Source organism: Alteromonas sp. BZK5, from assembly GCF_014349115.1.
GTDB classification, from domain to species: Bacteria; Pseudomonadota; Gammaproteobacteria; order Enterobacterales; family Alteromonadaceae; genus Alteromonas; species Alteromonas macleodii.
On the sequence record NZ_JACSOE010000016.1, the window covers coordinates 39,127 to 65,580 of the forward strand.

24 protein-coding genes are annotated in these 26,454 nt (G+C 44.2%); 16 read left to right on the forward strand and 8 right to left on the reverse strand.

The features are described 5' to 3' along the window. Positions 1-82 precede the first annotated feature (82 nt). The 7 genes from BIZ39_RS06755 to BIZ39_RS06785 all read left to right on the forward strand — a co-directional run bounded on the left by BIZ39_RS06755 (position 83) and on the right by BIZ39_RS06785 (position 6,581). Positions 83-922: an alpha/beta fold hydrolase gene (locus BIZ39_RS06755; protein WP_014976929.1), complete on the forward strand. Its 840-nt coding sequence runs from the start codon at positions 83-85 to the stop codon at positions 920-922. 121 nt (positions 923-1,043) lie between these two features. Continuing rightward, positions 1,044-2,696, forward strand: coding sequence for a long-chain-fatty-acid--CoA ligase FadD (fadD, locus tag BIZ39_RS06760; protein WP_014950005.1), 1,653 nt, complete (start codon positions 1,044-1,046; stop codon positions 2,694-2,696). A 62-nt stretch (positions 2,697-2,758) separates the two neighbouring features. Continuing rightward, complete coding sequence (gene rnd, locus BIZ39_RS06765; RefSeq protein ID WP_014950004.1) at positions 2,759-3,916, forward strand: ribonuclease D; 1,158 nt, start codon at positions 2,759-2,761, stop codon at positions 3,914-3,916. Positions 3,917-4,036: 120 nt separating this feature from the next. Next, positions 4,037-4,333: a YcgL domain-containing protein gene (locus tag BIZ39_RS06770; RefSeq protein ID WP_014950003.1), complete on the forward strand. Its 297-nt coding sequence runs from the start codon at positions 4,037-4,039 to the stop codon at positions 4,331-4,333. A gap of 6 nt (positions 4,334-4,339) precedes the next feature. Continuing rightward, the gene (locus tag BIZ39_RS06775; protein WP_187446648.1) at positions 4,340-5,422 is read left to right on the forward strand and encodes a lytic transglycosylase domain-containing protein; all 1,083 of its coding nucleotides are present in this window, start codon (positions 4,340-4,342) and stop codon (positions 5,420-5,422) included. Then, positions 5,422-6,090, forward strand: a complete 669-nt coding sequence (locus tag BIZ39_RS06780) for a fumarylacetoacetate hydrolase family protein (RefSeq protein ID WP_187446649.1) — start codon at positions 5,422-5,424, stop codon at positions 6,088-6,090. Before BIZ39_RS06775 ends, BIZ39_RS06780 begins: the two co-directional genes overlap by 1 nt. After that, positions 6,087-6,581: a YcgN family cysteine cluster protein gene (locus BIZ39_RS06785; RefSeq protein ID WP_061486105.1), complete on the forward strand. Its 495-nt coding sequence runs from the start codon at positions 6,087-6,089 to the stop codon at positions 6,579-6,581. Before BIZ39_RS06780 ends, BIZ39_RS06785 begins: the two co-directional genes overlap by 4 nt. 15 nt (positions 6,582-6,596) lie before the next feature. Here the strand turns inward: BIZ39_RS06785 and BIZ39_RS06790 are convergent, their stop codons facing one another. Genes BIZ39_RS06790 through nhaB form a run of 3 tightly spaced genes read right to left on the reverse strand, consistent with a single transcriptional unit; the run spans position 6,597 to position 9,253 of the window. After that, positions 6,597-7,151, reverse strand: coding sequence for a GNAT family N-acetyltransferase (locus BIZ39_RS06790; RefSeq protein ID WP_014949999.1), 555 nt, complete (start codon positions 7,149-7,151; stop codon positions 6,597-6,599). Then, positions 7,148-7,675: a disulfide bond formation protein DsbB gene (dsbB, locus tag BIZ39_RS06795; RefSeq protein WP_187446650.1), complete on the reverse strand. Its 528-nt coding sequence runs from the start codon at positions 7,673-7,675 to the stop codon at positions 7,148-7,150. The genes BIZ39_RS06790 and dsbB overlap by 4 nt, the downstream gene beginning before the upstream one ends. Positions 7,676-7,678: 3 nt before the next feature. After that, positions 7,679-9,253, reverse strand: coding sequence for a sodium/proton antiporter NhaB (gene nhaB, locus BIZ39_RS06800; RefSeq protein WP_014949997.1), 1,575 nt, complete (start codon positions 9,251-9,253; stop codon positions 7,679-7,681). Between the two features lie 430 nt (positions 9,254-9,683). Here nhaB and fadR point away from each other — a divergent pair, with 430 nt between their 5' ends. From fadR to BIZ39_RS06820, 4 genes are all read left to right on the forward strand, one after another. Next, positions 9,684-10,394 (forward strand): fatty acid metabolism transcriptional regulator FadR, encoded by a 711-nt coding sequence (gene fadR / locus BIZ39_RS06805; RefSeq protein WP_014949996.1) that lies wholly within the window; start codon positions 9,684-9,686, stop codon positions 10,392-10,394. A gap of 354 nt (positions 10,395-10,748) precedes the next feature. Beyond that, on the forward strand, positions 10,749-12,926 hold the full coding sequence (locus tag BIZ39_RS06810) for a S9 family peptidase (RefSeq protein ID WP_187446651.1): 2,178 nt from the start codon (positions 10,749-10,751) through the stop codon (positions 12,924-12,926). A 176-nt stretch (positions 12,927-13,102) separates the two neighbouring features. Beyond that, complete coding sequence (locus tag BIZ39_RS06815; RefSeq protein ID WP_014949994.1) at positions 13,103-13,462, forward strand: phasin-related domain-containing protein; 360 nt, start codon at positions 13,103-13,105, stop codon at positions 13,460-13,462. A gap of 187 nt (positions 13,463-13,649) precedes the next feature. Continuing rightward, positions 13,650-14,414, forward strand: a complete 765-nt coding sequence (locus BIZ39_RS06820) for a hypothetical protein (RefSeq protein ID WP_187446652.1) — start codon at positions 13,650-13,652, stop codon at positions 14,412-14,414. A 376-nt stretch (positions 14,415-14,790) separates the two neighbouring features. Here BIZ39_RS06820 and BIZ39_RS06825 read toward each other — a convergent pair whose 3' ends face one another. From BIZ39_RS06825 to BIZ39_RS06835, 3 genes are all read right to left on the reverse strand, one after another. After that, complete coding sequence (locus BIZ39_RS06825; RefSeq protein ID WP_187446653.1) at positions 14,791-15,327, reverse strand: DUF3592 domain-containing protein; 537 nt, start codon at positions 15,325-15,327, stop codon at positions 14,791-14,793. A gap of 58 nt (positions 15,328-15,385) precedes the next feature. Beyond that, a complete protein-coding gene (locus BIZ39_RS06830; protein ID WP_049587740.1) occupies positions 15,386-16,819 on the reverse strand; it encodes a hypothetical protein in 1,434 nt (477 codons plus the stop codon). Positions 16,820-16,897: 78 nt separating this feature from the next. Continuing rightward, positions 16,898-18,358, reverse strand: a complete 1,461-nt coding sequence (locus BIZ39_RS06835) for a DUF3336 domain-containing protein (protein WP_187446654.1) — start codon at positions 18,356-18,358, stop codon at positions 16,898-16,900. 414 nt (positions 18,359-18,772) lie between these two features. Here BIZ39_RS06835 and BIZ39_RS06840 point away from each other — a divergent pair, with 414 nt between their 5' ends. The 3 genes from BIZ39_RS06840 to BIZ39_RS06850 are packed head-to-tail and all read left to right on the forward strand — an operon-like array spanning position 18,773 to position 22,153. Beyond that, positions 18,773-19,981, forward strand: coding sequence for a DUF445 domain-containing protein (locus BIZ39_RS06840; protein WP_014976916.1), 1,209 nt, complete (start codon positions 18,773-18,775; stop codon positions 19,979-19,981). 56 nt (positions 19,982-20,037) lie between these two features. Beyond that, positions 20,038-20,703, forward strand: a complete 666-nt coding sequence (locus BIZ39_RS06845; protein ID WP_014976915.1) for a TetR/AcrR family transcriptional regulator — start codon at positions 20,038-20,040, stop codon at positions 20,701-20,703. A 10-nt stretch (positions 20,704-20,713) separates the two neighbouring features. After that, complete coding sequence (locus tag BIZ39_RS06850; protein WP_049587742.1) at positions 20,714-22,153, forward strand: wax ester/triacylglycerol synthase domain-containing protein; 1,440 nt, start codon at positions 20,714-20,716, stop codon at positions 22,151-22,153. 28 nt (positions 22,154-22,181) lie between these two features. On the opposite strand, the gene BIZ39_RS06855 is transcribed toward BIZ39_RS06850, so the two are convergent. Beyond that, positions 22,182-22,907, reverse strand: coding sequence for a DUF1439 domain-containing protein (locus BIZ39_RS06855; protein ID WP_187446655.1), 726 nt, complete (start codon positions 22,905-22,907; stop codon positions 22,182-22,184). Positions 22,908-23,121: 214 nt separating this feature from the next. On the opposite strand from BIZ39_RS06855, the gene BIZ39_RS06860 reads away from it, so the two are divergent. Beyond that, complete coding sequence (locus tag BIZ39_RS06860; protein ID WP_187446656.1) at positions 23,122-24,774, forward strand: GMC family oxidoreductase; 1,653 nt, start codon at positions 23,122-23,124, stop codon at positions 24,772-24,774. 52 nt (positions 24,775-24,826) lie between these two features. Here BIZ39_RS06860 and BIZ39_RS06865 read toward each other — a convergent pair whose 3' ends face one another. Beyond that, a complete protein-coding gene (locus tag BIZ39_RS06865; protein WP_039225239.1) occupies positions 24,827-25,438 on the reverse strand; it encodes a TetR/AcrR family transcriptional regulator in 612 nt (203 codons plus the stop codon). Positions 25,439-25,575: 137 nt separating this feature from the next. Here BIZ39_RS06865 and BIZ39_RS06870 point away from each other — a divergent pair, with 137 nt between their 5' ends. Next, the gene (locus BIZ39_RS06870) at positions 25,576-26,415 is read left to right on the forward strand and encodes a crotonase/enoyl-CoA hydratase family protein (RefSeq protein WP_187446657.1); all 840 of its coding nucleotides are present in this window, start codon (positions 25,576-25,578) and stop codon (positions 26,413-26,415) included. Positions 26,416-26,454 lie beyond the last annotated feature (39 nt).

Here is a 26,454-nt window from a genome sequence, read left to right on the forward strand (position 1 = left end):
CGGCATAATATTGCCGCCTTTTTTTTATTTTTAGGACGGTCATGGAAAGTGCGCGGCGATTTATTGCCGCAAAGGATGAAAGATGATTGAAACAGAATTTAACATTGGGGCATTACATTTAGCTGCGTTAGATAATCAAGGTGCCGGCAAAGTCGTACTTGGTTTACACGGCTACTTGGATAACGCAGAGAGCTTACGGCTGTTAGCACCCTACCTACAAACTCACCGCTTTATTGCGCTAGACCTAGCTGGTCATGGTCGTTCTGGTCACCGTGCACTAGGCGCACATTACAATCAAGCTGATTACCTGCAAGACCTTTATGCGCTAATAGAATCTCAAGAGTGGGAAGAAGTCATTTTATTAGGACACTCTCTCGGCGGAATACTAGCGAGCCTTTTCGCCGCACTTTTTCCGGAAAAAGTCACTGCTGTAATAAGTATTGATGCTTGTGGGCCGCTTACCGAAACTGAAGAAACAACCGCAGCACAAATGCGTGACGCAATAATGAGTCGTCACGCGAAGTCGCGAAATAAACTGCGAATCGTTGATTTAGACGACGCAGTTAAAGCCAGGTGCAAGGTATCAGATATTCCTGCCGAACACGCGCGTTCTATTTTATCGAGAAATTTGACCCAAGATGCAGGGGGACATTGCTTCTGGTCGAGCGACCCGAAGCTTCGTACAAAATCTACACTAAGACTCACAGAAAAGCAGGCAGAATCGCTAATGCGTGCTATTGTATGCCCAATTCTTTTTATTGGTGCATCTAACAGTTTTAAAAACCTTGAGACTGTTTTCCCCAATCGCAAGGGGTGGTTTTTAAATGCGCAATACGAACAATTAGTAGGCGGCCACCATATTCACATGGAAAATACTGACGATGTAGGGGTATTAATTCGTCATTTTGTTGAGCAATTGTAAATTGTGCCGTTTATTTTTTTTTACACATCCTATACTATTCGCAAGTTATCAGACCAGTTATATAAGTGCAGCTCCCCATGCGCTTATAAAATAGTATAAGAATAAAGTAGAGGAGGTTTTGGTGGAAAAAACCTGGCTTAAGCATTACGACCCTCGCGTTTCCGCAGAAATTGATGCCGATCGTTACGCATCTGTAGTAGACATTTTCGAGCAGTCGGTAAAGAAGTTTAAAAACAAAGAAGCCTTCATTAATATGGGGCATTCAATCACGTTTGAAGAGTTAGATACTTTATCAGCTCAGTTTGCCGCTTATTTGCAAGCAAGCGGACTAAAACGCGGTGATGCTGTGGCAATTATGATGCCCAACCTTCTTCAATACCCTGTTGCCATGTTTGGTATTCTGCGCGCAGGGATGGTTGTGGTTAATGTAAATCCTCTCTATACAGCTCGTGAGTTAAAGCACCAACTAAATGATGCTAATGCAAAAGCCATCGTTATTGTTGAAAACTTTGCGTGTACTCTAGAAGAAGTCATCGCAGATACAAATCTACAAGAAGTCTTTCTGACCGCTTTAGGCGATATGCTTCCGGCACCTAAGCGCTGGATCGTGAACGCAGTAGTGAAGTACGTTAAAAAGATGGTGCCTTCGTTTAATCTACCTGAAACGACATCGTTTATGTCTGCGGTTAAAAAAGGGCAATCTCTTGAATATAAACGCCCAGATATCGATAGCGGCGATTTAGCGTTTCTTCAATACACAGGTGGCACAACGGGTGTTTCTAAAGGTGCCATGCTTACTCATCGCAATATGGTAGCGAATTTAGAGCAAGTGTCAGGTATCTTAGAAACAGTGATTGAAGAAGGCGAAGACTTTGTTGTTACCGCGCTTCCGCTTTACCATATTTTTGCGCTACTGGCGAACTGCTTGATGTTCGTTAAATACGGGTGCCGTAACTTGCTTATTACCAACCCACGTGACATGCCGGCTTTTGTAAACGAACTTAGCAAATATCCGTTTACCATTTTACCTGGCGTAAATACCTTGTTTAATGGCCTGTTAAATACGCCTGGATTCAGTGAACTTGATTTCAGCAAATTTAAGTTTGGTTTAGGCGGCGGTATGGCTGTTCAGCGCCCCGTTGCAGAAAAGTGGGAAAAGGTCACCGGTACTGTGCTTCTTGAAGGCTATGGGCTAACAGAGTGTTCGCCTGTGGTAGCGGTTAACCCGCCACAGATTGAAGCTTATAAAGGTGCAATCGGTATGCCGGTCCCTTCTACAGACATCAAGCTCCTTGACGACGACGGTAACCCTGTCGAAAAGGGCGAGCCTGGTGAAATGTGGGTGAAAGGCCCTCAGGTAATGAAAGGATATTTGAACCGACCAGAAGCAACAGAAGAAATTCTAAAAGACGGTTGGTTAGCCACAGGTGACATCGCAACGGTAGATGATGAAGGTTACTTCTATATTGTTGACCGTAAAAAGGATATGATCCTAGTTTCAGGCTTTAACGTGTTTCCTAACGAGATTGAAGAAGTGGCTGCAATGCATGAAAACATTGTTGAAGCAGCTGCGGTTGGGGTTCCTCATGAAGTCAGTGGTGAAGTTGTGAAATTATTCGTAGTTCGAAACAGCGACTCACTTACTGAAAAAGACGTTATCGCGCATTGCCGTAATCACTTAACGGGTTACAAAGTGCCTAAGCAAGTTGTTTTCAAAGACGACTTACCAAAAACCAATGTAGGTAAAATACTGCGTCGGGAGCTTCGAGACTAATTTCGTTGAAATAGTTTTGTGAAAGCCGGCGTAAGCCGGCTTTTTTATTACTGTGCAAAAATATGCAATATCAATTAATTACAACATCTGAACAACTCGAAAAAGTGTGCACTGCCGCACAGCGTCAAGAGGCGGTAGCCTTAGACACCGAATTCGTAAGAACGAAAACCCTCACTCCTCATTTAGGCCTTATCCAGCTCTATGATGGCCATCAGCTGGTACTCATTGATCCGCTCGCCATAGACAATATGCAGCCATTTATCGATCTCATGGAGAATACCGAAGTCGTAAAAGTACTGCACTCGTGTTCTGAAGACATTGAGGCGTTCCTTACCGCTTTTGATACCGTACCAACGCCTGTGTTCGACACGCAGCTTGCGGGAAGTATTTTGGACATGGGACCGTCACTTGGCTATGCAAAGCTTGTAGAGTTGCTGTGTGATATCAGTTTGGACAAAGGGGAGTCGCGAACCGATTGGTTAGCCAGACCTCTACGTGAAGCGCAGCTTAGCTACGCAGCGAATGATGTGCTGTATTTACTGCCTTGCTACCAACAGTTAGCCAGTAAAGTACAAGAGGCGGGGAAAGTGCACTGGATTTACCAAGAGATCGCTTTGCTAGTTGATAAGAAGCGCGCTCAAATGCCTGAAGATTTTGCGTACTTAAGCATTAAGAATAACTGGCGATTGAACAGCGAGCAGCTCACCGTATTACAGGCACTAGCGGCATGGCGCTTGAATACCGCACGAAAAAAAGATCTGGCCCTAAACTTCGTGTTCAAAGAAGGGCATTTGTTTGAAGCGGCGCAGCGTCTTATCGATAGTAAATCTGGCCTTTCGCGTATTAACGGCGTGAATCATCAATCGGTACGCCGCTACGGCGACACCATCATCACGCTAATTGAAGAGGCGAGAGCAAAGTACGCGCAAACACCAGAAAAGCTCAGACTTCCGGTTGTGCTGCGGTTAATTGATATCGCCAAGTACAAAAAAACGCTGGCCGAGCTTAAAGTTATCAGCGACCAGATAGCGAAAGACAATGCTGTAAATAGTGATGTTATTGCCTCTAAAAAACAGCTGAATCAACTGTTAAAATGGTACTGGTTTTCGGTTGATGAGACCCGCGTGCAGGGACTAATGCCCGATGTACTGTCGACGTGGAGAGAGCCATTGTTTCGCTCTCACGTAACTCGTCTACTTGGCGACGCTCCGGCCCAATAGTGCCTTAAAAGCAATATGGGTGAGCAGTATTAGCGAGAGGTGTATGTTCTCTGGCCAATTAAATCTGCATAGTGACCCCAAAAGAACTAAACAAACGAATTAAGAAAGAGTAAAAATTCTATGTTATGCGCAGTTTATAAAACGCGAAAGAAAGACGGAATGTATTTGTACGTGCCAAAGAAAGACCATTTTGAAGACGTGCCAGAGCCGCTTATGGCGAAGTTTGGTCGCCCAGAGCTAGTGACTATCATCGCACTAGAAAAGCGTGAGAAACTTGGCCTGGTTGACAAGCAAAAGCTTATCGACGAGCTTAATGAAAAAGGCTTTTACCTTCAAATGCCGCCAAAAGAAGATAATTTGCTAGAGCAACACCGTGAATCTCTTGGGCTTTCAAAAACGCCCGATAAGAAGTTTTAAATATCCATGTTATTAAAGACTCTAAACCGCTTAGTTAGCCGAATTACCTTTATAGCTAAGCGCAAAAATCGTAGTTTATTTCCTCAACCGCGCAATATTGCCCTAGTTTTATCGAGTATAACCTTAAGCTTTTCACTGGCAGTTCATGCCGAAAATCAGCCAAGTAATGACAGAGGGCTTAGCGAGACGGGCTTCAAAAGCTACGTTGCTCAACTGAAAAAAGAAGCGGCCGAAAAGGGCATAGATAAGACTAAGCTAGATTTGGCGTTTGCTGACATTACTTTCAGGCCCACGGTCGTCAAGTCTGACAAAAGCCAGCCAGAGAAAAAAATAACGTTAGATGACTATCTAGCAACGCGAGTACCCGACTGGAAAGTGAAGCAGGCGGTTGAGCAGTACAATGAACACAAAGTACTGCTTGACGAAATTGCTCAAAAATACGGGGTTCAGGCACGCTTTATTGTTGCGCTATGGGGCAATGAATCTAACTTTGGTAAAATTCAGGGCAACTTTAGTGTGCTGTCTGCACTGGCATCTTTGGCGTATGAAGGGCGACGAGAAAAGCTGTTTAAAGACAATTTTTTTGCGGCACTTCAGATTCTAGATGAAGGGCATATCTCTGTAGAGGCGCTTAAAAGCTCTTGGGCCGGTGCGATGGGACAAACACAGTTTATGCCCATATCCTTTCTAAATTACGCAGTGGACTACGACGGCGACGGCAGGAAGGATATTTGGGGAACCAAGGCAGACGTCTTTGCATCAATCGCCAACTACCTATCATCTGAAGGTTGGGATAGTGAAGGGACGTGGGGACGCCAAGTAATACTAACCAAACCAGTACCTTTTTCAGGGTTAGCGAAATCTAACATGAAGCCGTTGGCCTTTTGGCAGCAGAATGGCGTCAAGCGCTACAACGGAAATGAACTCCCCAATGCAGAAATCAGTGCATCGCTTATTATGCCAGATGGTGAGCAAGGCCGAATTTACTTGGTGTATAACAATTTTCACACACTGATGAAGTGGAACCGCTCGTCTTACTTTGGCGTTTCGGTTGGGTATTTATCAGAGCGGATAAAACGAGGTTATTAATGGCTTATCGTCACATCGATTCTCAAGGCAATGAAATATCACTACCCGTTGGTAAAGTAGTGTGTATAGGTAGAAATTACCTCGACCACATTCAAGAAATGAATTCTACCGTATCTGAAGCACCCTTGCTGTTTATGAAGCCAAAGGCTGCCTTATGTTATATGCAGAAGCCTATTGACATTCCTACCGACAAAGGCGAGTGTCACAACGAGCTTGAAGTCGCTGTGCTGCTAAAATCATCATTGAAGAATGCGAGTGTAGATGACGTAAAAGCCGCGATATGGGGTATTGGACTTGGTCTCGATTTAACCCTTCGCGAGGTTCAAGCCGAGCTTAAGAAGCAAGGCCAGCCTTGGGAAAGAGCGAAGTCTTTCGACAACAGTGCACCGCTGTCAGGCTTTGTGCCGTTAAGTGAAATAGAAAACTTGGAAGACCTGCGTTTTACCTTAACTATAAACGGGGTGGTTAGACAGCAGGGACATACCGAGCTGATGCTGCACAAAATCATCCCACTTATCGCCCATATGTCATCTATATTTACGTTAGACAGCGGCGACGTGATTCTTACAGGCACGCCCAAAGGGGTAGGTAAGCTTTGCTCGCAAGATACGATTGTTGCAACGCTAGACAATCATTTAACCGTGGAAACCGAGGTAATAGCAGAATGACAGCCGCGTTTTGGGAAACCAAATCTTTAGAAGAGATGACCCAAAAGGAATGGGAATCACTTTGTGATGGATGTGGTAAATGTTGTCTGCAAAAATTTATCGATGATGACGCGGTAGAAGAATACGAAGTGACCGACCACATTAACGATAATGAGAAGATTCACTATACCAATATTGTGTGTACGTATTTGAACACAAAAAAATGTGAATGTACCCAATATGAAAGGCGTACGGAGCTGGTGCCTGATTGCGTGAAGCTGACAAAAGAGAATCTAAAGGATATCTTTTTTATGCCTAATAGCTGCACCTATCGCCGCCTTTATGAGGGAAGGGGCATACCGTCGTGGCACCCATTGTTAAACAAGGGAAAGAAACACGTGATGCACGCAAAGGGAATGTCGGTACGCAATAAGACTGTTTTTGAAACCGATGTGGATTTAAATGACTTTGAAGACTATATAGCCATTTGGCCTTTAGAAGACTTAGATTAACGCGCAGAACGCGCGTTAATCGCCATTAACAATCGCATAAAGCAACGCATCGCGCCCGAATACGCGTTTGCGACAAAGCCCTTCTTTTGTACCACCAATTCGCTCTGCTACACGTATGCTTGCCTTGTTGTTAGGCTCTATAAAGCATTCTAATCGATGCAAATTCATTTGAGAGAACGCAAGCTTCTTCAAGGCTTCACAAATCGCGGTAGCTAAACCTTTCCCGCATGCGTCTGGTCTGAGCCAGTAGCCAAGATTAGCGGTAAGGTGCGTGTGGTGAATATGATTGATAATGCCCATACCTAAGCACTTTTCGTCGTGCATTAGCAAGTAGGTAAGTCCATAGCCTGTATCTCGGGCCTTTTCCATGTTGGCGATGCACTGTTTGGAGAGTGCAGGCGTAACAGGGCAAACCGCTGAACCAAACCAAGGTTTTACGTGATGGATAGACTGTTGCCCAGCCTCACAAAGCGCATAGCAGTGTTTCTCCGCAATGCGCTGAATGGAAATGGGGCCTTGCTCCGTATGTATTGGAGGTAGGCGTGACGGTAGAATGGATAAGTCGATCAAAAGGGTTTCTTATCCAAGAATCGACATGCAAACACAATAGCGAATACAGCAAAGTAGGCAGCAAAAATAATCTGCATCCACTCAGCCATTCCCATAGACAAAAACTGCCATGAATCTTCTAAACAGTCACCTTCAGCAGCAAATACAGCGGGTAGCCACTCGTGAAGTTGTAACCACGAAGGGAAGTTTGGCACAATTTCACAGCTGGCAAAAAATGGGTTCGCAGCATTGAGAATGCCAACGTGTTCTTTGGCAATTAAGAAGCCCCATCCTGCAGATACAGCCCAACCAGCGAAACCAAGCATGCGTGTAAAGCCATTGTTTTTAATAACGACAATAAGTGCTGACAACACAATACCGTACATGGCGGTTCGTTGATAAATGCACATAATGCACGGCTTTAAACCCATGCCATACTGAAAGTAAAGCGCAGCAATTTCTAATGCCAATGATGTGGCGAAAAGCACAAGCCATGAAGACTTGTGCTCTGCCCATTGGCTAATGCTGTGAATGATTCCGCGCATAGACTAGTGACCTACCGCTTGAGCACCCGCTTCAGCAGCGGTGTGGTGTTCAATGAGGTGCATGTCGTAAAGCACCTGAGTAGCATCAGCAAGTCCAATGTAAGTTGCTAACAAACCAACGATGGTCAGCACGATGGTATATGGCAATGCCATCATAACCATACGGCCGTACGACAAACGAAGCAGTGGCGCGATGGCTGAGGTTAGCAAGAATAGGAAAGCAGCTTGACCGTTTGGTGTTGCCACGCTTGGTAAGTTGGTTCCCGTATTGATTGCTACAGCAAGCATATCGTACTGGTCACGTGTGATTTGACCGGCCTGTAGAGCCGCTGTGACTTCAGTGATATAAACAGAGCCCACAAACACGTTGTCACTCACCATCGAAAGCACACCGTTAGCAAGATAGAACATAACCATTTGCGTTTCGCCTTCAAACGACAGTACCCAATGGATTACCGGCTGGAAAAGGCCTTGGTCAATGATAACGGCTACTACACCAAAGAATACGCAAAGTAATGCGGTAAATGGCAGTGCTTCCTCGAACGCTTTTCCAAGTGCGTGTTCTTCGATAACACCGCTCATAGAAGTAGCAAGTACAATAACTGACAGACCAATAAGACCCACTGACGCCATGTGCGTAGCAAGACCAATGATTAACCAAACACCTATTAGTGCTTGTACTACCAGCTTAGCGGTTTCACGCTTACTGCGGCCCTTGTCCATATGGTCGTTATAGTCGACCAAGATCTGTCTTACCGCTGCAGGTAATTTTGCGCCGTATGAAAACATACCGGTTTTTTCCAGAATTACGGTGGTAAGTAGTCCAAATACGAATACTGGGATAGTAACAGGTGCCATACGGATGAAAAATTCAACGAAGTCCCAGCCGGCCTTGTCTGCAATAATCAGGTTTTGTGGTTCACCTACCATGGTCATAACACCACCAAGGGCAGTACCTACCGCTGAGTGCATCATAAGGTTGCGTAGGAAAGCTCTGAAGTCTTCTAAGTCGTGGCTTCCCAGCTCGTCGTCGCTTGTGTGGTCGTGATCAGAATGAAACTCCTTGCCCGACGCTACTTTGTGATAGATAGAGTAAAAGCCTAGACCGACGCTGATAATTACAGCAACTACCGTTAATGCATCGAGAAACGCCGATAGAAATGCAGATGCAAAAATAAACGATAGGGATAAAATTAACTTGTTGCGAACCTTAATCACTAATTTGGTGAACAAGTACATAAGCAGGTCTTTCATGAAGTAAATGCCCGCTACCATGAATACCAGTAGCAATAGCACTTCTAAGTTAACTTCAATCTCATGCATCATATGGCCAGGCGATGTCATGCCTATAAACATCGCTTCGATGAGCAGCAGGCCGCCTGGTTGAAGCGGGTAACATTTCAATGCCATCGCTAAGGTAAAGATGAATTGGATTACAAGCGTCCAGCCCGCTACATATGGGTCCACCATAAAGATAAAGGGATTAACAATGAGAAAGGCAATAATGGTTTTTTTATACCAGTCGGGCGCATGTCCCAGGAAATTCTTATAGATCGCCGCGATCATTGAGGTTTGCATGAGTTCCTGTTCCTTTTACAACAAAGCACGCGTTTTTGCGCATCTTTATACTGTGTAGTTCCGGTTATTGCATACATAAACTGCTGGCGCTATGCGATTTATTTCGCCTTACCGCGGTTTTGCTGCTGTCATTATAGTCGGAAATTAAGCGTACATGATATTAACGTCTTGAGAAAGCAATTCACAGACCCCACCATGTGAAAGTCACTGAATATTTATCACTTTTTTTATGATAGTTATCATTGAATTTGAAAATACGTAATATTTCGAACATAAAATGTACAAGTAGTGTTTAATGGTGTTTGAAATAACACTTTAATTTTAACAAGTTGTTAAAAGCTTTAGTGGACGAGGCATAATTCATTGTGATAATAAAACAGCATCTGGTACAATCAGTTGCAAAATAACAATAACGTGCAGGCGATTAGTTATGATTTATAAGGCACAGAGTCCAGCTGGATTCGCCGAAGAATATATTGTTGAATCTATTTGGAGTGGAAGATTTCCACCTGGCACCATTTTGCCTGCAGAAAGAGAGCTTTCTGAGTTAATTGGTGTAACGCGTACTACACTGCGTGAAGTACTTCAGCGTCTAGCTCGTGATGGTTGGTTAACAATTCAACACGGAAAGCCGACCAAGGTTAACAATTTCTGGGAAACGTGTGGGTTAAACATTTTAGAAACTCTCGCTCGTTTAGACCAAGAAGGGATCCCTGAACTGGTTGATAATTTATTAGCAGCGCGCACTAATTTAAGTGCGGTTTTCATTCGAGGCGCAATTCGAAACAACCCTCAAGAGTCTGCTGAAATTATTGCCCGTTATAAAAATGTGGAGCAAGAAGGTTTAGCTTTTGCCCAGTTCGACTATCAAATGTCACATGACCTGGCGTTAGCGTCTAACAATAACGTATTTGTTTTGATGATGAACGGTTTCCGTGGTTTGTACTCGCGTATTGGTGGCTATTTCTTCTCGCACCAACAAGCACGCGACGTGGCAAACAAGTATTACGCAGACTTGCTTGATGTTGCTGAGAAAGGCGAATACGACCGTGTCCCTGTAGTAGTTAGAAAGTACGGTATAGAAAGTGGAAAGGTGTGGCTTGCTATTCGTGATGACATGCCTAAGGATTTGGTCGACTAAACACTAGGCTGCCAAAGGCTGTTGGTTTCCATACGACGGCTTTTACAATAAACAACAAAAGCGCCGCATTATTTCTGAATATGCGGCGTTTTTTTATCGCTTTCTACTAACGCTCGTTGGTGAATTTACAGCGATGAAACACAGTTTCACATATCTTGTAACATTTTAACCCTTACTTAGTCTCATTCGCGTTAAGTAACGCTAGACCCTAAATCGTAATTATATATACTCACTTTACTTATAAACTTCGCTTAGTTTAGCTGCTTTCTTAAATCTTCAATGATCAAAAGTCGATTGTCTTCAATCGCTTGGCGGTAAACAAAGCGCCAAAAAAAGTGCACAACAGGAATAATAATGAAATATCTATGGATAGCACTTGCCGCAGGTGGCTTGGTAGCAGGCTGTGGCGTCGAAAATAAAACTGAAAATCCTCAACAAGTAGCTGAAAGTGCAGCGCCATCCGTTATGCTAAATACTCAAGTAAGTGCGCCTGTGGCGAAAAAAGTGCCGCATGAAATGACCGCGCATGGTGTCACCCGTAATGACAATTACTATTGGATGCGTGATGACTCCCGCACCGACGAAGAGATATTGTCCCATTTAGAACAAGAAAACAGCTATGTTGAGACTGTTTTGGCTCCTCTTAAGAAAAACCGAGAAGCGCTTTATGAGGAGCTCGTGTCTCGGATTGAGAAGGACGACTCAACCGTTCCCGTTCTCGACAATGGTTACTGGTACTACACCAGCTACTCAGGTGAAAACGAGTATCCTATTTATTTAAGAAAACCTTCACTTGACGCTGAACCGCAAGTATTGCTTGATGCAAACCGAATGTCTGAAGGGCATGATTATTTCAGTATTGGCAGTTACGCGGTGAGCAGCAACAACAAGTTGCTTGCGTATTCTGAAGATACGCTTAGCCGACGCATCTACACTGTGTATGTCAAAAGCCTAGAGAGTGAAGAAAAGCTTGATGACATTTTAGAAGGTACGTCTGGAAGTGTAGTTTGGGCGAACGATAATACCCACCTCTTTTACGTGAAGAAAGACCCGCAGACTCTTTTAGGATACCAAGTCTATCGCCATAAATTGGGCACGTCTCAAAGAGAAGATGTTTTAGTTTATGAAGAAAGCGACCCTACCTTTTATACCTATATCAGTAAAAGTAAAGACGATAGTGTCATATACATTCACCATGACAACACCGAAAAAACAGGTGTGACTTTGATTGATGCGAATAACCCAACGTCTCAAACAAAAGTATTCTTGCCCATTGAAGACGGACAAGAATACAGTGTAGCAAAAGCGAGTGACGGTTATTTTGTGTTGACTAATATTGGTGCGAAGAATTTTAGAGTGATGAAAGCACCATTAGACGCCACTAACGATGTGTCGAAATGGCAAGAAGTGATTGCACATCGTCCAGACGTTTTCCTTCAAAGTATTGAAGTAATGAACAACCACTTAGTGGTCAAAGAAAAAGAAAACGGGATGCTGCGCTTGGTCGTTCACAATCTGACGACAAACGAAGAGAAAGTTATTCCAACTCAAGATCCAATTTACGGTGCGTATTTTAATGCAAACCCTGAAATGGATACCAATAAGCTTAGAATTTATTACAGCTCGTTGACCACGCCTGGTTCTATCATTGATATCAACTTAGATACCCTTGAAAGCGAGGTGATGAAACAAACCCGTGTATCTGACACTTTTGACTCCTCTCTCTATGCCTCTGAGCGCGTGATGATTGAAGCGAGAGACGGTACGTCGGTTCCCGTTTCGTTGGTTTATCGCAAAGATAAGTTTAAGAAAGACGGCACCAATCCATTATATCAATACGCCTATGGCTCATACGGTTCGACTGTAGACCCAACGTTTAGAAGCAGCTGGTTGTCTTTGATAGACAGAGGTTTTGTTGTCGCGATCGCACACATTCGCGGAGGTCAAATGTTGGGGCGCGAGTGGTATGAAGACGGCAAAATGCATCAGAAAATAAATACCTTTACTGACTTTATTGACGTTTCAAAAGGACTTGTGGCAAAGCAGTACGCAGACAAAGACCGCGTCTTTGCTATGGGCGGCAGCGCGGGTGGCTTATTAATGGGCGCAATCGTAAATATGGCACCTGAACTCTATCAAGGTGTGAGCGCGCACGTTCCATTTGTTGATGTAGTGACCACGATGAGCGATGCGTCTATTCCGCTGACTACCGGCGAATATACCGAGTGGGGTAACCCAGCCAACAAAGCTGAGTTTGACTATATGCTTTCCTACTCGCCTTACGATCAGATTGAAGCGAAAGACTATCCACATATGTTGGTCACAACCGGACTACACGACTCACAAGTGCAGTACTTTGAGCCAATGAAGTGGGTGGCGAAGCTAAGAGAATACAAAACAGACGAAAACTTATTGCTTTTCAAAACCGACATGGAAGCGGGTCACGGTGGAGCTTCAGGACGTTTCAAACGATTCGAGTCTACCGCGCTTGAATATGCGTTTGTATTGCATCTTGCAGGTGTTCCACTCTAACTCTACACCCACCTTTTTAAAACCAGTCTCCTCTGGTATTTCGCCCGAACAAGTTAGCGCTTTTTCGGGCATTTTTATGTTTTTTGTGTTTTTAGTATGCGGATTCTAATTGTTAATCGTAAAGTAAAGCCATGGTGTTGAAATACACTCTCATTTAGCATTCATAGGAGCTGAACATGACTACTACTGACACAATTAAAGGTAAAATCAACGAAGCCGAAGAAATGGCACGTAAAATTTGGTTAGCAGGCCTAGGCGCTTATGGTAAGAGCGTTGAAGAAGCGCAGGGGCGCTACGAGAAGCTAAGCGAAGAAGCGAACAAAATGTTTGACGAGCTAGTGACAAAGGGCGAAACGCTAGAAGAAGACGCAAAAAGTAAGTTCAAATCTACGACTAACGATGTTGAAAATCGCGTTGCAGACGTGCGCAAGAAGCTTGGCCTTGATTCAGAGCCAGCTGATCAGCGCATCGAAGAGCTTTCAGCAAAAATCGATGCCTTGACTGAAGCGGTTGCAAAGCTAGCTGCCAGCAAGTAAAGCAATCAGTATATTGGACACCGTTTTCGGTGTCCAAAACGCAGCTTTCATTTAATCCTTTTAACTAAATAGGCTAGATAGAAAGCTACAGTTGAGTGACCGCGGAAAGCGAGTGTGCAAATTAGTGTGCTGTAAATCACATTGCTTTCCACTGTCATGCTTACTAAATCTCCATATTGGAGGCGTTATGAGCAACAAAAATATTCCTAACCCGGAAGCTATGCCTGTTGTCCAAAGAGAATCGACAACGCTAAATGGTACTACCCCTTCATCTCTGAAGTCGTCCCCCTTGTTTGGATGGCTTTTTGCTGGTTCCGACCTATTGTCTGCAAAGCTAGATCAAGCGGCAGGTGTGGTCAGCCAAAAAATTGATAACACTCAAGAAACCATCAATGCTATGCAAGCTAAAGGCTTGGAAGTGGAGAGTGAACTTAGACGTACGCTTAATCCATTCGCCCTAGTTGATACAGCTCAAAAACTGGTTGCATCAACGCCGTTATTTTCGGCGTTGTCTGGCGGTCAAAAACGTCAACAGAAAGAACAGCAGCTTGAAATGCTGAGCGCAAAAGTGGACTTACTCGTCGAGCAAGTAGCCCTTTTAGCTGCAAAGGAGGCGGCGAAAAAAGCCGAAGTGACAAGTACTGCAAGTAAGGCTACTGCCAATAACAGAACAGCAACTAAAAGCTCTTCAGCTAAGTCAACAACCACCTCGTCGACAACTACCGGTACCCGCAAACCGAGTAAAGCAAAAACAACCACTACAACGGCCGCTTCATCGCCTAGTGCGACTAAAAAGGCCGCGACTGGAACAGCGAATAAGCGCACCGTAGCAAAGTCAACGGCAGCTAAGAGTACAGCACGTAAAACAACGGCTAGTACAAAAGCTACATCGGCCAAAAGTACGACTAAAAGCACATCTGATTCGTCTGACATCACAAAGAACGACGAGTAAAGGCGTTCAATAAAGGTAAAGGTAGTTTTTGGTAATAGCGCCAAATAAATGAATACGCGTATATTTGGCGCTGCTTGTGCTAGGCTCGTTTAAATTATCTTTTTGTTTGAGTGTAGAGATAATTATCGGTGATGTCAGGCTTCTAAACTATCCACCTCTAATCCAAGAATTTTTGCCAGTATATCCGAGTCATCTTGTATTGCGTAATAGTCACCAATGAAACATTAATACAATCCTTGTTTGGTTAGTAGTTAGGGTGCTCAGTTGGTGACATGCCAGTGAGCTTTCAGATGTATATATTTGTGTCGTTACTAAAAGACGCTTTTCAAAAGAATCAAAAGCAACTTTCAAATGCAACTAGATAAATTCAATGTCATCAGCGTTTATACTTTAACTTAAAAATAAGAACGTAAACTAACCAAAGAAATACCGACCAAGAAACAAGAAAACCGACAAGCATCATCGACATATGTTCCCAGATAACACGCTTGATCAAAATGGATTCTGCCGAGTTTTTGGGGTTTATGAAAATGTCTACTGGCTCAGAAGTTGCAAATTTTCTTTTTAATTTAAGCCCTAATTTAAGCATAAAGCCGTCGTCATAAATGTCATACCAAGTAACTTTTCTTCCGGTATGTTCTTGGCCACTAGAATTGTATTTGTAAAGGATACGAGGCGTGTATAAAGTATATTGGCTTCGATTATCTCTAGTCGTTGTTGTAATCATTTCGTCAATATATACATTTATTAAAGTTGCTTTGATAGGAACCCAATTCATTGAAGATATTGGGCCGGCTAACCCTTTGACTACTTGTATTGAAAAGACGATGACAAAAATTAGGGCAACTAAAGCGACAAAATAGACTCCCAATCTTGCTTTTCTAAGTTGTGCTCGGCTTACCTCAATAGTCATAAAAACGTCTCATTCAGTCCGTGTTTTATCATATTGTTTATGGAACAATACTTACTCGCTATTTATTTTTCGCCCACAAATTCTGATGCTTTTTAAAACCGAAGAAGTCATAGGGTTCCCAGAAACTCGGTACTAAATCGTCAAGTGCGTCCGGAGTGAAGTTGCTCGACAATTGACTCATAATTTCACTTAATCTGTCCTTCCCTACGCGCATGAGTTTCTTGCGGTTAGCTGGGAAATAAAGGTTTCTTCCTTTGGGAATGATTTCTTGCGTACCGCTGGTAATGTACTTCTGATTTCTTGTTACCACTTTACATAAAGGCTCAGCTGGATTTGCAGGGTTGAGGCCAATCACTATTGCACATTCGTACTGGTCCTTTTCATGACCTTTCTCATTCATCGGTATGTAGGTAATGCCGAACCCTTGTGGGAAATACCCCACAAGCTCAACAAAGTCCTGCGCTAACTGCTTATTTAAGCCGCCTTTTTTCGCTAATTGTTCAATGAGCATGTAGCCTTTAGGCAAGCTCATACGTGAGTAGTCAGACTTAGTTGAAAGCACAATCGAAACATAAATTTGAGGGATCTTTACAATCTCTCCCAGCCCCGTTTTCGACACAAATGCATCTTTTACCAGCTGCTGCAAAAATTCATTGGCTTCTTTGTGAGTTTGAACAAAGCGATCCCTTTCTTCTTTGTTGTTTCCTACATACTTAGGTAGGCCTAACCCCTCAGACAAGTACTTTAAAGTGAAGTGATAGTTTAGCTTCAGAAGATCCTTTCGCTGCGACTCTTCCAGCAAACGAAATTCGTCTAGATCGCCATTTTCCCCTTTCAAGATGGTGAGTGCGGCAGGGCTTTGCAGGCCAATATCTTGAAGTAACGCTGCGGTTATTAGCGGTCGCCCAAGCTCAGTTTTCCATTTATCGCGCCAATAGCGGTTCCCACGAAACCGGGATGCAGCTTCGCGATACTTCGAGAGATATTTGTGAGCAATCGTGTCGTGCTCTAACAGTCTATCGACTAAGCGCAGTGTAAGCACCGCTTTGTAGAGCGGTTTGAAGCGCATGTGCACACGCGCAAAGTTGCCCTCTGGTCCTCGTGTGAGCAGCATAAGTGTACCAAGCAACTTAGCGCTGAGCTGTTGTGTTTCTTGCCAGTTATCGCCCTCACAAAGCTCAATAATTTTGGTGCTTACAGCGTCAAGCCGCTCTATCCTTGCCAGACGCTCTTCTTCAAGCTTTTCAGTGCTGTTTGTTATTTGCTTGGTCAGTTGCTCTGCAAGCACCTCTTTGTTTTTATTTCCCTCAATTTTCTTAAGCTGAGCTTTCAAGTCTTCAATGTGCTGCTCAAGAGAGGGGGTAAGCGAAAAATAGTGACTCGCATCCTCGAACACCGAACCGTAGCCCGTTTCTTGAGGATAAATCATATTGATTAGTTGTTTTACTTGCTGCGTGTAAATGCTGTCGGGGTTTTGGCTTTGTGCGCTCACCGTTTTCCTTTCAAAAGATGCTGCGAATTGCCATTACTTTGCTATTGGCAATTCAAGACAGGTCAAGCGACGCACACGCTATCTTACTTCGTGCCCAAGCTCTACTGCCTCACGTTTTTTCAATTGGCCTAGATGATACCGTAAATTTTCGCTAATTTTGGTATTTCTTTTAATAACATGAAGTTGCGGCCATGATGCCCGTTCGCCACTGACGATCAACTGATTGATGCTTTCGCGCGTTGGATTAGACAACACCTGCGATAAATTTCTAATTTGGCGCTTGGGTAAAATATTGATGTTACCTACGTATTGCTGATCAATGATAGAACGAACTTTATGAATAGCCAATTTGGCACTTTTATTACCGGTTAATCTTTCAATGATATCAATGGCGAAAATACTGTTAGTTTTCGCTAGTTGGCCAAGATGGCGCGCAGACATATCCCACAGCGAGTTGGGGTCAATGCGGTTTGCGGAAATGAATGGCACTGCCAACGGGTTTGTTTGGCTCACGATACTGTGATTTACGCCATATAGCCTCGCTAAGCGCTCGAAGGGAAGGTCGGCCATTAATGAGCCATCGGCAAAACGACGGTTGGGAATATAAGGCACAATATCGCCCGAAGGCGTTTTCGCTCTTAACTGTACAGGGCTAAAAATGATGGGAACTGCACAGGATGCACGTACCGCTTGAGTAATAATTGCATTCGGTGAGGTTTTAGCATTTAACAAGCGCGAATGTTGATGGAGGTCGGCAGGGGATACCGTCACAGTAATGTGTCGACCTGTTTTCTTAAAGGCTTCCTCAAAAGTGGTAAGGTCGAAAAGTTCAATCAGTGCATTTTCAAGTACTGAGCTATCAAATAGCCCTTTCTTTCCAAGACCGGCAAAGCTTCGCCAGTGTTTAAAAGTCTCATAAATAAAGTCGGCGCTGAGTGCTTCTAATAATTGGTCGTGAGTTCGTGTACCCAACATGGCTGCGATGATAGAACCAGCGCTAGAGCCAGACACTACGGTAGGTAACAAATTCTTTTCGTTTAATGACTTAACCACGCCAGCATGGAAAAAGCCTAAGCCTGCGCCACCTGAAAGCATAAGGCAGCTGCGCCCGAAGGCGTGTGCAGTCTCTTCAAAAAATGACAGTTTTTCGTAAAAGTCTACATCTTGCTCATCGGCGTGATAAATTTGCTCTAGCGCCAATATCACTTCGTCAATAAACTGTTCAATAAGATATTTAGTGCCTATTTTACACTGGGTAAGTAATACGGGGTTGGCAATATTGCCTAAATTGCCGTGTAGCCCCTCGTGCAGAATCGACATAAGCGCATGTAAATCGCCTTTGCTTCTGGCAAGCTGTAGGCGCTGAACTCGTTTGCGAATTAGTTTGTAGTCGTAATCATCGCTAGCGTCTTCGGCTTTCCATTCCTCTGCACCAGACAATGCATCGTGCGCTAAGCACGCGGCCTCATATTCATCATAATTGCCTGCATGCTCGATTTCATGTTCAAGCTTTTTTAACCGCAAGTCGAATACTGCCATGACGAGTACCTATTTTTGATTGATGAGGGCTGTGCCTTCTACTCATTTGAAAAAGTACACTGACCCGAAAAACACCAGCAAAACGATAGTTTTCACTTAGAACGCAGTTCTCAAAAATTACAGGTCTTTAAATGTCCATATAACGAAGACTCAAAGCACGGGCATGAGAACAGCGGTTCATACACTATTTTGAGTGTATGGCGTAAATTTAGAATTCACTACCTAATCGTTTGTTGTTGAGAAAACTGATGCACATTAGGTGAATCACATAAGGTCAAACGTTCTAACTTTTAGACTTTCATTTAGCTGTTTTCAATCAACAATTAGCAGTAATTTCACTTTTTACATTGACCATTTCATAAGCACTCAGTAGCCTGAGAGAGAAAATAACAAATTGGACCACATGTTCGTAGTATGGAATGGAACTTTGAAACGCTAAGTCTGCTATCAATTCCTTTAATTAGCGCTATTGTTGGATGGCTAACCAACTATCTGGCGGTAAAAATGATGTTTTACCCCATTGAGTTTGTTGGTATTAAGCCTTTCTTAGGGTGGCAGGGACTCATTCCTGCGAAGCGCCGCCAAATGGCCGAGATTGAGGTTGAGCTAGTGCTAGGCAAACTGCTTAGTGTTGAAGAGTTAGCGCAGCGTTTAGATGCAGACGAGCTCACTAAAGCAATTGAGCGGCGTTTAAGTCAAGTTATTCGCAAAGTCGTTAACGATGTAATGGCAGAATCTGCGCCTCAACTTTGGGCTGCGTTGCCTGTACAGGGCAAAAATTTAGTCTATCAACGCATCGAAAACGACATTCCTAATGTGGTTCATAAAATGGTGGACGACTTTCAGCACAATGTCTCAGAAATTTTAGATATTAAAGAGCTGGTGGTAGAGCAGCTGGTGAATGCGCCCGAGCTCGTTAATGAAATTTTCTTAACGGCAGGCAGCAAAGAGTTTCCGTTTATTGTGCGTTCTGGCTTCTATTTTGGCTTTTTGTTTGGTTTGCCTACCATGCTACTTTGGTATTTCTACCAAGCATGGTGGATTCTGCCGTTAGGTGGGCTGCTCGTGGGTTATGCCACTAATTGGATTGCTATCAAAATCATATTCGAACCCAAACGCCCAAGAAAACTGGGGCCGATTACTATTCAAGGTATGTTTTTAAAGCGCCAAAAAGAAGTGTCCGAAGTCTATTCAAACATTATTGAAGAAAAGCTTATAACGCCTAAAAACATCACCCATGTAATCTTGCATGGTTCAGGCTCAGCCCAGCTTTTAGAACTCATTGAGCTTCATGTCAACGACGCTATTGAACGCTATGTTGCTATAGCGCAACCGTATTTTGCGTTGGGTGTGGGGTCAGAAAATTACCATAAAATGAAGGCACTAGCGGTGCGTCAGATATTTGATAATTCTGATAAGTATCTGCTTTATGCGTTTGATTACGCTAATAATGCTATGCAGATTGGGCACGATTTAAGTGAGCGCATGCAGGCGTTAAGTGTTGAAGAATTTGAAGGCGTTTTGCGCCCAGCTTATCAACAGGATGAGTGGAAGCTCATCGTAACCGGCGCTATTCTAGGTATGGTAGCTGGTATTGCTCAACTCTATCTGGTGTTTATGTAGCGTGTTTCACGAATAAAAGATTAACGCACTGGGTTGGCAAAGGATTGAACTAAATTATGAAAACCGCGCAGAAAATACTTCTCACCGCGCTAACCTTATTTAACGAGCACGGCGAAAACACTGTTACCAGTGTTGATATCGCCATTGAGCTGGATATTAGTCCGGGGAATCTCTACTACCACTTTAAAGGCAAGGACAGCCTGGTTAACGCGTTGATGAAAATGCATGAACAGCAGATGCAGAAGATACTAAGCCGAGAAAAGCTCGATACACTTCATCCTGAAGAAATTATGTATTACCTGTATTTGCTTATAGACAGTATCCATGTATTTCGCTTTTTCTACCGTAGCCCGGCTGACTTAGCAGAGAAATATCCCAGTATCGTGCGCCCTAGACAGCACATATTGTCTAGCTTGAATAAACAATTAGCGTTTCTTTTTGAGTCACTATCGAAACGAGACATTCTTATTGCCTCAAAGGCCGACAGGGCACTTATGGTGGATTTAATGTCCTTAATCATCACACAGTCTTGTCAATTTGATGAATTAAACAGCCATATGGATAGTACGATGCAGCGCTATCATGCTTTGTCGCTAATGATGGTAAGCGTATTGCCAAGGTTGGCACTGTCCGATGAACAAAAACAGCAGTTAGAACAGATGCTCGACTCTCATGACTTTATGAGAGATGCCTCAACCCCGTCACCCCTCGACTTCGCGTAAAGGAATAGTAATGGCAAAAACGCTCAGTTTCTTAGATAAGTCATTTTGGATAACCGAGTCAGACGAGAACCCAAAACACGTAGCTTGCTTGCAGCTACTTGCCATACCTAAAGGGGCAAAAAGTACCGAATATGTCCCTCAATTATTCCAGGAAATAAGAAGCTATGCCCGTGCTACTTCTCCCTTCAACTGTGCGGTAAAAACGGTATTGGGGTACCCGGTGGGATTTGCGCCGGTAAAAAAGCTCAACATGGATTATCACGTTCAAATTCATCGTGTGGCTGATGTTACAAACCGCGAAGCACTCGATGCGTTTGTAGCAAGATTACATGCTTCGCGGTTAGATCCCGACAAGCCCCTTTGGCAATACCATTTCATCTTTGATGACAACAGCGAGACGTTTGCTATTTATGCGCGGGTTCATCATATGTATGGCGATGGGGCAACATTAGTGCGCTGGTTCCAAGCGGGATATGTATCAAACTCTCACGAGACTAAGTTCACACCAGTATGGGCAGTAAAACGACTGCGCCATAAGCGCAGAGAGCCTGTGAGCTTTTACAAGCGCTTAGTGGGAGTGGGTTACGCGCTTAAAACCGCGCTTGATTTGCTAATTATCTTTATTCGTATATTCATGAAAGTGCTGCGAGTGAACCCACATTATATGCCTATTCCTTTCACTGGTACGAAAACAGTGCTGACTGGACAAGTGAAAGCGGGAAGGGCTGTGGCTACCATGGACTTAGACTTTAAGCGTGTAAAAGCTCTGGCAAGGCGAACGCGCTCTACGGCAAACGAGGTGTTGCTTTGTGCCTTCGATATTGGCGTACATAAACTGCTGCAAGACCACGGGCAAGTATTTAAAAAAGCCTTGTTCACCAATATGCCAATTAACTTGCGTAAACCCGGCGAGAAAACCACGGGCAATAAGATAGCTATTGTGCCGGTACAGCTTGCTCACGGCGAAACCGATCCTTATTTACGTTTGCGCCAAATTGTAGTGAATCACCGCATTGTAAAACATGCAGCGCAGCACGCGCGGCCCGCAGCATTTAGCGGCTATACTATTGTTATTCAATCGCTTGCACTGGTCTTTGAGTGGTTAAGGCTATCTAGCGTAGTCAAACCCATTGCCAACATCTTAATCTCCAATGTACCTGGGCCAAAAGATACGCGGTATCTAAAAGATGCAGAGCTTCTGGCTTGTTACCCCATTTCTACCATGACGCCTGGTGGCGGGGTAAATATTACGCTTATGACATATGCAGGCACGGCAAATGTGGGATTAGTGTGCTGCAATAAAAATATTGAATCGCTACAGCCGTTAGCGCGCTACGTCAAAGAGGCGTTCGATATGCTTGAAGCAAGTGTGGACGATCCCAGGCTAAACATCGACGATATTGGCGAACAGGTGGATACCGTCCCTGTTTCTATTGTGTCAGATCACTAGCGTGCATTGTTCCAAACAGTATGCGTTGTCATTCAATGAGGTAAAAGCGCAGTACGTCGTCTTCTACACGCACGTTTTGGCCAGCTTTTGAGAACAGAACCTCGCGCCAATGGTCGTTACGCATGGTATGGCTTAAGTCTTCCTGCTTAATTTGCTTTTTAATGGCGTTGTTAATGAGAGGGATGTGGTAGTCCAACACGGCTTGTTTCGAGCCAGATAAATAGACCTTTAGATAGTCTGCAGCTATATCGGATGTGCCGGCGCTAAACAGTGATAACGCTGATTTTAAAGAGCCACCAAGCAAAGAATTAACGCTTTTGGGGAAGAGTCGCGACATCAGAAATTGCGTGTCTTTAATCAACGCGTAATCATCGTTAACTAAGGTGACGCTGTCAGTGGCGACGCCTGTCAAATAGAGTGTACTCATATTTTTGTCGTAATAGGGTGAAGCTGACACGGTAAATACAACATGAGCGCGATAAATAGTCGTGGTGGCAACCACAATATTAAGCGCAGCGAGGCACTGCAGACCAATACGGTTGCTTTCACTATCTAGCGTGATGTTTCCTTCAAGCACGGTAACCGTGCCAGTTCCCATGGGGATATCGAAAGTGAATGAGTAAGGAAAGCTGCCTTTTACGAGGTCATGAAGCTCTGATTTCGTGAAGTCGTCGTGCTTCAGCTTGCCCCATTTCACAAGCCATTGTGCAAGGTAGACTTTACATTTGTCTTTAAACGATAGGTTTTTGGTCAACGTTCATTCTTAGCCTAAATCTACTAGGCGGTGGCTTGTTGTTAGTTTTTTCAGAGTAGGGGCTACTTCGATATAGCACTTAAGTTATCAGGATTATTAGATTTTTTAAATCTTACAATTTAAGTCTTTTCTTGGCGAAGTGTTGTTTGGTAATCTGGTCGTACCACAACGTTTTTTTAACATTTAATAGTCTTGCCCTCAAGGAGTTGGCGAAATGAGCGAAGTACTGAGCAAATACGATTGCATTATTGTAGGCGGCGGTTCTGCGGGCGCGGTGCTTGCCACCCGTTTATCAGAAAACCCCGCGTTAGATATTTTGCTATTAGAGGCTGGCTCAAAGGACACTAATCCGCTTATTCATATCCCGTTTGGGTTGTCTTTACTCAGTAGATTTGAGGGGATTGGCTGGGGTTATCACACAGCACCCCAAAAAGAGATGTATGACAGAGAACTGTTCTGGCCCCGCGGTAAAACCTTGGGCGGCAGCAGTTCGGTTAATGCGATGTGTTATATTCGCGGGCAAAAAGAAGACTACGACCGCTGGGCTAACGAAGAAGGGGCTGAAGGTTGGTCGTTTGATGATGTACTGCCTTATTTCAAACGCTCTGAGAACTTTGAAGAAGGTGCTGATGAATACCACGGCACAGGCGGCCCACTCAATGTTAGCAAGCTTAGGCATACCAGCGTGCTGTCAGACGCATTTGTGAACTCAGCGTCGATTGCAGGCTATCAACAGCTGGACGACTTTAACCGAAACGACAGGGAAGGGTTAGGGTATTACCATGTTACACAGGCCAACGGGCAACGCTGTTCAACGGCGAAGGGGTATTTAACGCAGGCTAAGCATCGCAACAATTTAACTGTACTTACTAGAGTCGCAGCCGAAAAAGTGCTGTTAAAAGAGGGGCGTGCAATTGGCGTTCAGGTACGTGAAAAAGGCGTAGTAAATCGCTATTTTGCTAAAAGCGAAGTTATCCTGTGTGGCGGCGCGATTAATTCACCACAACTTCTTATGCTTTCAGGTATAGGACCCAGAGCAGAGCTAGAAGAAAAGGGGATTTTTGTTCAGCAAGATTTGCCTGGTGTGGGTCAAAACTTACAAGACCATCTTGATGCAATTGTACAATATACTTGTAAAGCGAGAGAGGGCTATGCCGTGGCGTTAGGGGCCTTGCCTTCCTACGTAAAAGCCACCGCAGACTATGCGTTTAGGCGCAAAGGTATTTTCTCGTCCAACATTGCCGAAGCAGGTGGCTTTGTTAGCTCAAGCTTAGCGACACAAGGTCCAGACATCCAGTTTCACTTTCTACCGGCAATTTTAAACGACCATGGAAGACAGTTAGCTTTTGGTTACGGTTATGGCCTTCACGTATGCTGTCTATACCCCAAAAGTCGCGGCACTATTTCGCTTCAAAGCAACCATCCTGCTGATCAAGCCCTTATTGACCCCAATTATTTGACTGCAGAGGAAGATCAGCAAGTCATGATTGAAGGTGTGCGCATTGCTCGTAAGCTGCTATCTGCACCAGACTTCGACAAGTTCCAAGGCAGTGAGCTATATCCTGGGGTAGAAGCACAAACAGATGAAGAAATATTAGAGTTTTTACGTGAGCGTGCTGAAACTATCTATCACCCAATTGGTACCTGTAAAATGGGCAGTGATGACGATGAGATGGCAGTGGTTGATACCCAATTGCGGGTAAGAGGTATAGCAGGTCTTAGAGTGGTAGATGCTTCTGTGATGCCCAGCCTAATTGGCGGCAATACCAATGCGCCCACCGTCATGATTGCTGAACGTGCTGCTGAGTTTATTAAAGCGACGCACGAAGGCCAGCCAGTATCTATGGCTAAAGCGGAATCGGCGTAACTAAAAAAGTGCTACGAGCGAGTCTTCGTCTCGCTCTGGCAATTCATCCGTTCTAAGCATCCATTTGCTTTTGCATAAATAAATCTGCTGCACAATCACACATTTCCTCGATATGACTGCTGTCAGCGTAGATACCATCAATAAGCAATCGTGCAATCCCGTGTAACGTGCCCCAAGTAACCTGTGCGAGTCTCAGCGCATCCTGATTATTTGGGAGAAGCCCTTTATCTTGCCAATAGCGCGTCATCGTCACTTGAAACTGAAAGCAGGGAAATGCAACCTCTTTCAGATCGTTGGTCGCCGCTTGGTTTTGCCAAATTGTGCGACCAAACATCAATTCGTACATCTCTGGGTTGTCGGCAGCGTAGCCAATGTATTCGTGCACAAATTCGCGGAAACGTGCCTGCGGTGTTTTGTCTTCTTGTTCGAAGATTCGTTTAGCTGCGGTATGCCAATCGCTAAAGCCTTTGGCTGCAATGGCGCTTAAAAGCGCACTCTTGTCTTTGAAATGGTGATAGGGCGCAGTACGTGACACTCCGGCATCTTCTGCCAGCTTTCTGAGAGATAAACTATCAACGCCGTATTCAGACAGACGCGCCGTTGCCGCCTCTATCAGTGCGCTGCGCAAGTCGCCGTGATGGTAGCTTTGTACTGCATTAGCCATAAACCCGATGTTTCCATTTTCAAATTGAGACGAATAGATAACGTTTTATCTTGACACTGTCAACATAGCCTTTTATCTTGACGCTGTCTAGTTTGCAAATTTGTTAACAGGAACAGCCCAAGGAGACAGCGCAAACCATGAAGTACTCTACATTAGAAGTAAAACAAGAGGGTCATATTGCCCACGTAGTACTAAACCGCCCCGACGCAATGAATAGCATGATCCCAGAGTTCTGGACCGAATTGCCAGCGGCTATTCGTGAAATAGACGATGAAGGCAACGCCCGTGTCATTGTTATTTCATCAACGGGTAAGCATTTCTCTGCCGGTATGGACTTATCGGTGTTCCTGAATATGAAAGAAGACTTTAAGGGCGACCCGTCGCGCAGATCAGAGCGTATGCGCCGTATGGTGATGTTGCTTCAAGATAGCTTTACCGCCATAGAGCAGGCACGTATGCCGGTTATTGGTGCCGTGCAGGGCGGGGCAATTGGTGGTGCAGTAGATTTGCTTAGTGCATGTGACATGCGCTATTGCACACAAGATGCTTTTTTTACTATTAAAGAAACCCAATTAGGCATGACAGCCGATGTCGGCACGCTTCAGCGACTTCCAAAACTCATTCCCATTGGCATAGTTAAAGAACTGGCTTATACAGGTCGCAATTTTGGTGCAGCAGAAGCGCAGCAGCTTGGCTTTGTAAATCAGGTATTTGACGACCAAGAATCATTGCTAGACGCAGTGATGAAAATAGCGCAGCAGATTGCAATGAATTCGCCGTTAGCAGTTTCAGGCACTAAGACTATGATTAACTACGCGGCAGAACACACGGTGGCAGAGAGCTTGACCTATATGGCCACATGGCAAGCGGGCATGTTCCAAATGGAAGATGTGTTTAAAGCCATGGAAGCACAGAAAACCAAAACGCTGCCAGAATATCCGCCATTGCACCCAGCCATTAAGAAAATGAATTCGTAAGTTTATGTAATTCGTTGAATTACATAGCGCCTTCAGAGA

What these genes read in the sequence shown, in the direction of transcription:
- dsbB (WP_187446650.1), bottom strand. Translation starts at nt 7,675, where the DNA reads ATGCGCGGAATCATTCACAGCATTAGCCAATGGGCAGAGCACAAGTCT.
- BIZ39_RS06840 (WP_014976916.1), top strand. Translation starts at nt 18,773, where the DNA reads ATGGAATGGAACTTTGAAACGCTAAGTCTGCTATCAATTCCTTTAATT.
- BIZ39_RS06815 (WP_014949994.1), top strand. Translation starts at nt 13,103, where the DNA reads ATGACTACTACTGACACAATTAAAGGTAAAATCAACGAAGCCGAAGAA.
- BIZ39_RS06865 (WP_039225239.1), bottom strand. Translation starts at nt 25,438, where the DNA reads ATGGCTAATGCAGTACAAAGCTACCATCACGGCGACTTGCGCAGCGCA.
- BIZ39_RS06785 (WP_061486105.1), top strand. Translation starts at nt 6,087, where the DNA reads ATGACAGCCGCGTTTTGGGAAACCAAATCTTTAGAAGAGATGACCCAA.
- BIZ39_RS06780 (WP_187446649.1), top strand. Translation starts at nt 5,422, where the DNA reads ATGGCTTATCGTCACATCGATTCTCAAGGCAATGAAATATCACTACCC.
- BIZ39_RS06850 (WP_049587742.1), top strand. Translation starts at nt 20,714, where the DNA reads ATGGCAAAAACGCTCAGTTTCTTAGATAAGTCATTTTGGATAACCGAG.
- BIZ39_RS06820 (WP_187446652.1), top strand. Translation starts at nt 13,650, where the DNA reads ATGAGCAACAAAAATATTCCTAACCCGGAAGCTATGCCTGTTGTCCAA.
- BIZ39_RS06835 (WP_187446654.1), bottom strand. Translation starts at nt 18,358, where the DNA reads ATGGCAGTATTCGACTTGCGGTTAAAAAAGCTTGAACATGAAATCGAG.
- BIZ39_RS06810 (WP_187446651.1), top strand. Translation starts at nt 10,749, where the DNA reads ATGAAATATCTATGGATAGCACTTGCCGCAGGTGGCTTGGTAGCAGGC.
- BIZ39_RS06860 (WP_187446656.1), top strand. Translation starts at nt 23,122, where the DNA reads ATGAGCGAAGTACTGAGCAAATACGATTGCATTATTGTAGGCGGCGGT.
- BIZ39_RS06870 (WP_187446657.1), top strand. Translation starts at nt 25,576, where the DNA reads ATGAAGTACTCTACATTAGAAGTAAAACAAGAGGGTCATATTGCCCAC.
- nhaB (WP_014949997.1), bottom strand. Translation starts at nt 9,253, where the DNA reads ATGCAAACCTCAATGATCGCGGCGATCTATAAGAATTTCCTGGGACAT.
- BIZ39_RS06775 (WP_187446648.1), top strand. Translation starts at nt 4,340, where the DNA reads ATGTTATTAAAGACTCTAAACCGCTTAGTTAGCCGAATTACCTTTATA.
- fadR (WP_014949996.1), top strand. Translation starts at nt 9,684, where the DNA reads ATGATTTATAAGGCACAGAGTCCAGCTGGATTCGCCGAAGAATATATT.
- BIZ39_RS06770 (WP_014950003.1), top strand. Translation starts at nt 4,037, where the DNA reads ATGTTATGCGCAGTTTATAAAACGCGAAAGAAAGACGGAATGTATTTG.
- BIZ39_RS06755 (WP_014976929.1), top strand. Translation starts at nt 83, where the DNA reads ATGATTGAAACAGAATTTAACATTGGGGCATTACATTTAGCTGCGTTA.
- BIZ39_RS06825 (WP_187446653.1), bottom strand. Translation starts at nt 15,327, where the DNA reads ATGACTATTGAGGTAAGCCGAGCACAACTTAGAAAAGCAAGATTGGGA.
- rnd (WP_014950004.1), top strand. Translation starts at nt 2,759, where the DNA reads ATGCAATATCAATTAATTACAACATCTGAACAACTCGAAAAAGTGTGC.
- BIZ39_RS06845 (WP_014976915.1), top strand. Translation starts at nt 20,038, where the DNA reads ATGAAAACCGCGCAGAAAATACTTCTCACCGCGCTAACCTTATTTAAC.